This is a genomic window from Lysinibacillus sp. NPDC093216 (assembly GCF_050280325.1).
Taxonomy (GTDB): Bacteria; Bacillota; Bacilli; order Bacillales_A; family Planococcaceae; genus Lysinibacillus.
In genome coordinates, this window is sequence record NZ_JBNNVB010000041.1 from 29,757 (window position 1) to 37,496 (window position 7,740).

7 protein-coding genes, 1 tRNA gene and 1 rRNA gene are annotated in these 7,740 nt (G+C 38.5%); 1 reads left to right on the forward strand and 8 read right to left on the reverse strand.

The window, feature by feature from the left end; genetic code table 11:
• Positions 1 to 78: 78 nt before the first annotated feature.
• The gene (locus tag ACQKOG_RS25620) at positions 79 to 714 is read right to left on the reverse strand and encodes a redox-sensing transcriptional repressor Rex (protein ID WP_370083191.1); all 636 of its coding nucleotides are present in this window, start codon (positions 712 to 714) and stop codon (positions 79 to 81) included.
• Between the two features lie 229 nt (positions 715 to 943).
• Between ACQKOG_RS25620 and ACQKOG_RS25625 the strand changes: the two genes are divergently transcribed.
• A complete protein-coding gene (locus ACQKOG_RS25625) occupies positions 944 to 2,887 on the forward strand; it encodes an ATP-binding cassette domain-containing protein (protein WP_427448493.1) in 1,944 nt (647 codons plus the stop codon).
• 502 nt (positions 2,888 to 3,389) lie between these two features.
• Here the strand turns inward: ACQKOG_RS25625 and tsaD are convergent.
• The 7 genes from tsaD to rrf all read right to left on the reverse strand — a co-directional run.
• The gene (gene tsaD, locus ACQKOG_RS25630) at positions 3,390 to 4,406 is read right to left on the reverse strand and encodes a tRNA (adenosine(37)-N6)-threonylcarbamoyltransferase complex transferase subunit TsaD (protein ID WP_370083205.1); all 1,017 of its coding nucleotides are present in this window, start codon (positions 4,404 to 4,406) and stop codon (positions 3,390 to 3,392) included.
• Complete coding sequence (gene rimI, locus ACQKOG_RS25635) at positions 4,406 to 4,858, reverse strand: ribosomal protein S18-alanine N-acetyltransferase (protein WP_427448491.1); 453 nt, start codon at positions 4,856 to 4,858, stop codon at positions 4,406 to 4,408. The genes tsaD and rimI overlap by 1 nt, the downstream gene beginning before the upstream one ends.
• A complete protein-coding gene (tsaB, locus tag ACQKOG_RS25640) occupies positions 4,851 to 5,558 on the reverse strand; it encodes a tRNA (adenosine(37)-N6)-threonylcarbamoyltransferase complex dimerization subunit type 1 TsaB (protein WP_402874753.1) in 708 nt (235 codons plus the stop codon). Before tsaB ends, rimI begins: the two co-directional genes overlap by 8 nt.
• Positions 5,555 to 6,004: a tRNA (adenosine(37)-N6)-threonylcarbamoyltransferase complex ATPase subunit type 1 TsaE gene (tsaE, locus tag ACQKOG_RS25645; RefSeq protein ID WP_370083207.1), complete on the reverse strand. Its 450-nt coding sequence runs from the start codon at positions 6,002 to 6,004 to the stop codon at positions 5,555 to 5,557. The genes tsaB and tsaE overlap by 4 nt, the downstream gene beginning before the upstream one ends.
• Positions 6,005 to 6,328: 324 nt before the next feature.
• On the reverse strand, positions 6,329 to 6,664 hold the full coding sequence (locus tag ACQKOG_RS25650) for a hypothetical protein (RefSeq protein WP_370083197.1): 336 nt from the start codon (positions 6,662 to 6,664) through the stop codon (positions 6,329 to 6,331).
• A 656-nt stretch (positions 6,665 to 7,320) separates the two neighbouring features.
• Positions 7,321 to 7,396: transfer RNA gene (locus tag ACQKOG_RS25655), tRNA-Asp, on the reverse strand.
• 252 nt (positions 7,397 to 7,648) lie between these two features.
• Positions 7,649 to 7,740: ribosomal RNA gene (rrf, locus tag ACQKOG_RS25660) — 5S ribosomal RNA — on the reverse strand; the annotation flags it as partial.

Sequence of the window (7,740 nt, forward strand, 5' to 3'; positions counted from 1 at the left end):
GCAGAAAACATTTGCTGCTGTCGCTTCGCTTTCGGTACAAAAGACATTCGCTGAAAGAAATTAAATTATGTACGATTATCACTCTTCCTGATTACGAATTAAATAAATGAGTGCCTGCAATTCTACTGACAAATCGATTGTTAAAAGTTGCATTTTATCTGGTACAGTAATACGCTCTGGCGTAAAGTTTAAAATTCCTTTTGCGTTCATCGCCGCTAATCTATCAGCCATTTTCTGTGCAGAGCGTGGTGAAACTGTTAAAATTGCAAGCTCCGCTCCATATTCCGCATACTTTTCTTCCAATAAATCTGGATGAAAAACAGGAATATTACTAATCATCTTCCCTTCCTTTGGGGCCTTTGAGTCAAATGCCACAACGATATGAGTATTGTGATTTTTTTGAAAATTATATTTTAATAAAGCACTACCTAAATTCCCTACACCAACTAACGCTACTTTTGTCGCTTCATGTTGATCGAGCGTTTGACTAAAAAATTCCAAGAGATGTTGCACATCATAGCCATATCCCTTTTTCCCAAGAGCACCAAAATAAGAAAAATCACGGCGAATAGTTGCAGAATCAATTTTCATCGCTTCACTCAGTTCCTTCGACGAAATACGTTCCATGCCTTCTTGTGCAAAGTTTTGGATAAATCGATAGTAAAGAGGAAGTCTTTTCGTAGTGGCTTGTGGAATTTTTAATTCTTGTTTCAAACTCTTTCCTCCTTATAGAGTATCAAATCTATTTATGATACACACTTAATTAACTATTTCTAAGTTTATAATATTTACTGGAGGATTTCCCTTTAGTTAATGGCGCTTTTACGCCACTAACTAAAGAGAAATCGTCTCAATCTTACATGACAGCTTGGAATAAGTAAAGCATCGACATTGCAAGGCAATCGCTCATCTATTACACTAAGGAAGAATTGAGGTGTCAAGAATGATTGTTTTACAGGTCAATCAACTATATAAATCCTTCCTTGCAGATGAAATTTTAAGTGGCGTAAAATTAGAGGTTCAACATCGTGATCGTGTTGCATTAGTAGGCCGTAACGGTGCTGGTAAGTCTACTTTACTTAAAATAATTGCTGGTCAACTGTCATATGACTCTGGCGATATTATTATCCCTAAAGGTATACAAATTGGATATTTGGAGCAGCATGCTGGTTTAAACTCAACATTGTCGATTTGGGATGAAATGATGACAATTTTTGAGCCGCTTATTACCCAAGAACGAGCAATCCGATCATTAGAACAACAAATGGCCGACCCTGCTGTTTATGAAAACCCTACTTTATATGCAAAAATAATGTCTGAATACGATCATTTGCAGCATAATTTTAAGGATGCAGGTGGCTATCAATATGAATCTGATACACGTTCTGTGCTTCATGGCATGCAGTTCTATCCTAATGATTACGAAAAGCCAATTAGCTCACTATCAGGAGGACAACGAACTCGGTTAGCGCTTGCTAAGCTTTTGTTAAGTAAACCTGACCTATTAATACTCGATGAACCTACTAACCATTTAGATATTGAAACCCTCTCTTGGTTGGAATCATATTTAAAAGGCTATGAAGGGGCTATTCTAATTGTTTCCCATGACCGCTACTTCTTAGACCAAGTTGTGTCTATTGTCTACGAAGTCTCTCGTCATCGCGTCACAAAATATACAGGCAATTATAGTGCCTATTTAGATGAAAAAGCTAAAAATTATGAGCGTGATTTGAAGCAATATGAACGTCAACAAGATGAGAAAGCCAAGCTTGAGGAATTTATTCAAAAAAACATTGCTCGTGCTTCTACTACTAAAATGGCACAAAGTCGTCGTAAAATGCTTGAACGAACAGAATGGATGGAATCCCCTGATGGTGATGAAAAATCAGCAAGCTTCGGTTTTACAATTGAGCGCCAAAGTGGTAATGATGTATTGTCTGTTGATGACTTAGCGATAGGTTATGGTGATAAGAAAATATCAAGCGGCATTACATTACGCACTTTCCGAGAAGACCGTATTGCACTTGTTGGACCCAATGGTGTTGGTAAATCAACTTTATTAAAAACCATCGTCAAAGATTTACTACCACTCTCTGGAGAGATTCGCTATGGTACAAATGTTCAAATTGGTTATTATGACCAAGAGCAGGCCAAGCTATCGAGCAATAAAAGTGTGCTAAAAGAGCTATGGGATGAATGGCCTTTAATGAATGAAAAAGATATTCGCACAGTGCTAGGCCGTTTCTTATTCAGTGGAGATGATGTAGATAAAATCGTGTCATCATTATCTGGTGGAGAAAAGGCTAGACTTGCATTAGCTAAATTGATGATGCAAAAGGCAAATTTCTTAATTCTCGATGAGCCTACCAATCACTTAGACTTAGATAGTAAAGAGATACTGGAAAACGCACTGACCGATTATCCTGGAACGCTCTTATTTGTATCGCATGACCGATATTTCATCAATCGAATCACTACTAAAGTAATCGAACTATCTGGCGATGGTTCCTTTGAGTATTTAGGGGACTATGATTATTATCTTGAGAAGAAACAAGAGCTATTAGAAATTGCTCAAATGAAGGCTGCCGCTCAACCACAAGTACAAGCTGATGTACCTGAGAAGATCTCTACCTCTAAAATTGATAAAGAGGCTAAAAAACGAGAGCGCCAAATTAGACGCGCGCTTGAGGAACTAGAGGGGAAAATGCAGCACGTAAATCTTGAAATAGCTCGCTTAGAAGAAGCTCTTTGCGATCCTGAGATTTTCACAGACCACGAAAAAATCACACAACTTCAAGAGGAATTATCAACTGCTAAGGAACAGTATGAGTTATTCGAAATGGAATGGCTTGAGCTAAGTGAAGAACTTGAAAATATTATTGTATAACATACCTCTTGAGATGGGATAAAACTTGTAAAGCCATGTGCCTTGTCGCATGGCTTTTTACTTTACTCGCGTTGATTTTTCATATATATTGGTCAAGTGCTATTTTTCGACAAAAAATGCCCACAACTTTATACACACTTTAAATCTAGTAATACCAACATATCAACAGACTTATCCACATTGTCCACAATTCAAAAATATTTTATTCACATCATTTTGTACAAAATAGGCTACTATATATTGAATAATCACAAGTTACGCACAAGTTATCAACACTTTGTGCATAAGTACGGATGTTCGCTGTTTTATTTCTACCTTACCTGTGGATAATTTTCTGAAAAATTTGTCAACTGATCGGATTCAAATTTTCTTATAGACACTGTTTTCTCAACAATTTATTCACAAAAGCAAAAGAGGTATTTTAGAATCAAATCTAAAACACCTCTTTTTCTATAATCAATTATGCCTCAGCATAATTACGTCCGAAATCGCCTGAAAGAAGTTATACCCAGGATTTTAACTCCATTCCAGGACGACCGTTCATTGATAAATTGCCTCGAATACCCGCTTCAAACATAGGTGTTGCTGCTGCCCCTATCATGGCGGCATTATCTGTACACAGCTTTAATGGCGGCACGAAAAATGGTATATTTTCTTCAGCAAATACCATCTCAAGTGATGTACGCAAACCCTTATTTGCCGCTACACCACCCGCTGCAATAACCTGTTTCACTTTATACTCGCGAGCTGCCCGTAATGTTTTTGCTGTTAATACTTCAACTACGCTATCCTGGAACCCTTTGGCAACGGCAGTCGGACAAATTTCTTCACCGCGTTGGTCCATATTATGCTTATAATTAATAACCGCTGATTTCAAGCCGCTAAAACTAAAATCATAAGAATCTTCCTCTAACCACACTCTTGGGAAGGATACAGCCTCATCTCCCTCATGTGCTAATTTATCAATTCGTGGACCACCTGGATATGGTAAGTTTAAAACACGCGCAACCTTATCATAAGCTTCACCAGCTGCATCATCTCTCGTCTCACCGATGACTTCAAAAGAGCCATGTTCTTTCATATAAACTAACTCTGTATGGCCACCTGATACAACAAGTGCTAACAATGGGAATTCCATTGGCTGCACGAGTGCATTAGCATATATATGTCCAGCTATATGATGTACACCTACAATCGGTAAATTATTAGCAAATGCAAAGGCCTTTGCGGCATTAATCCCAATTAATAGTGCACCTACAAGACCAGGACCCTCTGTAACTGCCACAGCATCTAAATCAGCCGGCTTCATATTTGCCTGCGCTAATGCTTCTTCTATAACTACTGTAATTTGCTCAACATGATGACGAGATGCAATTTCAGGTACAACCCCACCAAATCGTTTATGACTTTCTATTTGAGATGCAACTACATTTGAAACAATTTCAGAACCATTTCGAATAATCGCCGCTGCTGTTTCATCACAGCTCGATTCTATTGCTAATATCATTCGATCTTCCATCATAAATTCACCCACATGACAAGGGCATCCTCCCCGTTATCTGTATAATAGCCTTTACGTATACCACCATCTTGGAAATTAAGCTTTCGATAAAGATTTTGGGCAACTGTATTTGTTACTCGTACCTCTAAACTCATGACTTCCATAGTATGCTCCCTAGCAATACGCATTGCCTCTCGCATTAATCCTTCACCAATGCCGCGACCGCGAGCATCCTCTATAACGGCAACGTTCGTAATTTGCGCTGCGTCTATAACCATCCACATTCCACAAAAACCGATAATGTTATTATATTCATCTATAGCTAGCACATAATGTGCATACTGATTTTCATGCACTTCATAATAAAAAGAATCTAACGTCCATGGTGTAGGAAATGTAGCAAGCTCAATTTCATACACTACTGAGACATCTTCAGATACCATTTTACGATATGTTACATTACTACTCATGCGCCTTCTCCTTTTGTTCCTTCAGCCAATTCGCCTCCGCCTCGGCAATACGTTTATATTGCGGGACAAAATGATGAACTGCATCCACACTTGGTAGCTCCAGTTTCGTCGCTAATCGAATTGTTTCACTTGCCCTTGGTAAGTCATTACTAAATGGTGTACGCTGCGCATAATCACCTAGTACCTCTACGATTTTATGCCAAAAAACATCTACATCGGCTCCAACAAATAAAACCGGTGCCTCTAAAGCCTGTAAACGCTCTAACAAGCCATCTATATGATCGTGATAATCTTCAATAATTGTTTCAAGCTCACAACCTTTATAAACGGCCGTATAGACATTACCTCTTCGCGCATCAAAAATAGGACAAATAAACCCATCATATAGTGCTGCATTTGCGGCCAATGACTTTAAGCTAGATATTCCAACTAAAGGCTTTTTCAATGTCCATGCTAATGTTTTAGCAAGCGTCACACCTATTCGTACACCGGTATAAGAACCAGGTCCTTCTGATACAGCAATCGCATCCAACTCGCTTGGCTTTATGCCAGCCTTTTCTAGCACTTCTTCAATGGCTGGCATAGCACCTGCTGAATGTGTTAATTTTATATTTTGTACAATCTCCGCGATCACTTTCCCATCTTTTATTACAGCAATAGAAAGTGGTGCATTCGCTGCTTCAATCCCTAACCAAATCATTTCATTAGCTCCTCACATAATGCCTCATATCGCATTCCAAGTGGTGTTAATACAAATCGTCGTTGATTTTCTCCGATTCGGTAAATTTCTATTCCAAGACGCTCCTGAGGTAAATCCTGTTCAATCAAATGAGCCCACTCGACAACTGACACCGCATCACCATAAAATAGTTCGTCCCATCCAAGATCCTCATCGCTTTCTGCTAAACGATAAACATCTAAATGATTAAATGGTAAACGCCCCTCATATTGCTTTACAATCGTAAATGTCGGGCTATTGACTGTTCTCGTCACGCCAAGCCCCTTCGCTAATGCTTTCGTAAATGTCGTCTTACCTGCGCCCAAATCACCCTCTAATGTAATTGTATCCTGGGCTTCTAGTAAGCTTGCTAGCTTCAACGCAAAATTCTCAGTATCATCAAGTGAATTCATTATTTTTTCATACATCATCTCTTTTTCCTCTCCTAGCTCCATTACTACTAGTTTACCGAAACAAGCGTAAATGTTCAAAACATCCAATGGATTTCAAAAAAACAATTACACCTTGGCGTAATTGTTGCAGCTTGTCGACAAAAAATTATAATTTATTGTGTATTAAATAAACAAAGGAGATTTTCACTCCAAGCTGATGTCCATCATGGGGTGAGTCCTAAAACTTATGCAAACTAGCATTCGTCATTAGCCTGAAACAATTAAGCCTGGGCTAAATTGTCGGTGGCGATACTAATCTATGTGCCAAATAAAAATAAAACACGCTTATAAAAAACGTGCTTATTTTTTATGCTCCTTTACCTCACTAACCTTTTTATCAACCAATTTATCATCTTTAAATCGTACTATATAGGTTTTTGTCATAAGTATTTCATCATTCCAGCGGTATTGATCTTTTTTTATCATGTCCCCTGCTCCACCTGCAATTTTTACTACTTCCATATATGACATGCCTTCTTTTAATTTTTCAAATTCGGCTTCGTTCATATTTTTCTGCCAGTGGTACGCATTGGACTCCTCTATGTCTAAAATAGGATCTCCACAGCCTGCTAGTATTACAATAGCACCTATGAGTAAGCTTATATTCAGACGTTTTATGTAAAAATAATTTCGCATGCTAAACACCTCCAAATTCCTTCACACGAGAAGAATCGATAAAAATAGTCACCCTTATTAACAGCCAGTAGTTTATCTGTACCAAAACGTAACGTCGGGTACAAGAAAAATTCAGGGAAAGCAAAAAAGGTTAGATGGGGATTAATCGCCCGTAAAACCTGAATATCTTTATGTTTACTGCTCTGCTTGTTTTCTCAAGCGGTATGGCAACAAACTGCAAGCCTTCTCAGTTTGTTGACACATACAGCCTAGGACCTTTGCTAACGAGTTTTTCGATATGAGTGTTGGGGCATTCCGGCGGATGTCAGAATCGGAAAGGGGTTAATAAAGGATGTTAGCCTAAAATCATCGCATCCATGCGATAACGGCTAACTGACCTGCTTCGGTGCTGCTGCCGCTACGCTATCACTGCGCTTTCGCACAAAAAAAATTTGCAGGCCTAAGCACAAAGCCGAATCTGGACGCATTGTTTATCTGTAACGAAAGCAAAGCGTCAGCTACAATTGTGCCGAGGCATAATTACTTTAAAAATCTATGGATACCCCAACAAATATTATAGAACCAATTTCATCGATATCCATTAATTCCCTTATATTAACAATAAAAAAAGTTCTTATGATTTAAAAGCATCATAAGAACTATATTATCGTTTATAATGGCGGTCCCGACCGGGATCGAACCGGCGATCTCCTGCGTGACAGGCAGGCATGTTAACCGCTACACCACGGGACCTCTTTAAGACATTTATAAATATATCATAGGGAAATAACATATGCAATACTTTTTTATATTTTTTCATTTTTATATTCTCGTAGTCTTTGAGATAATGCTAATGCTTCAATCCGTAAGAAGTAGCATAGAAAAAGAGCAACGAGTATTTTATGGTTGCTCTTTTCATTGTTTCATTGTCATCAGCTTTAGCTTCATTTCAATAATAATTACGTTAATAAAAAAAAAGCCAGCACTCAGCTGACTGTCTACATTGCCTAGCGACGTCCTACTCTCACAGGGGGAAGCCCCCAACTACCATCGGCGCTAAAGAGCTTAACTTCCGTGTTCGGTATGGGAACGGGTGT

Coding starts and splice junctions, on each gene's coding strand:
- ACQKOG_RS25625 (WP_427448493.1), top strand. CDS start 944: ATGATTGTTTTACAGGTCAATCAACTATATAAATCCTTCCTTGCAGAT.
- tsaD (WP_370083205.1), bottom strand. CDS start 4,406: ATGGAAGATCGAATGATATTAGCAATAGAATCGAGCTGTGATGAAACA.
- rimI (WP_427448491.1), bottom strand. CDS start 4,858: ATGAGTAGTAATGTAACATATCGTAAAATGGTATCTGAAGATGTCTCA.
- tsaB (WP_402874753.1), bottom strand. CDS start 5,558: ATGATTTGGTTAGGGATTGAAGCAGCGAATGCACCACTTTCTATTGCT.
- tsaE (WP_370083207.1), bottom strand. CDS start 6,004: ATGTATGAAAAAATAATGAATTCACTTGATGATACTGAGAATTTTGCG.
- ACQKOG_RS25650 (WP_370083197.1), bottom strand. CDS start 6,664: ATGCGAAATTATTTTTACATAAAACGTCTGAATATAAGCTTACTCATA.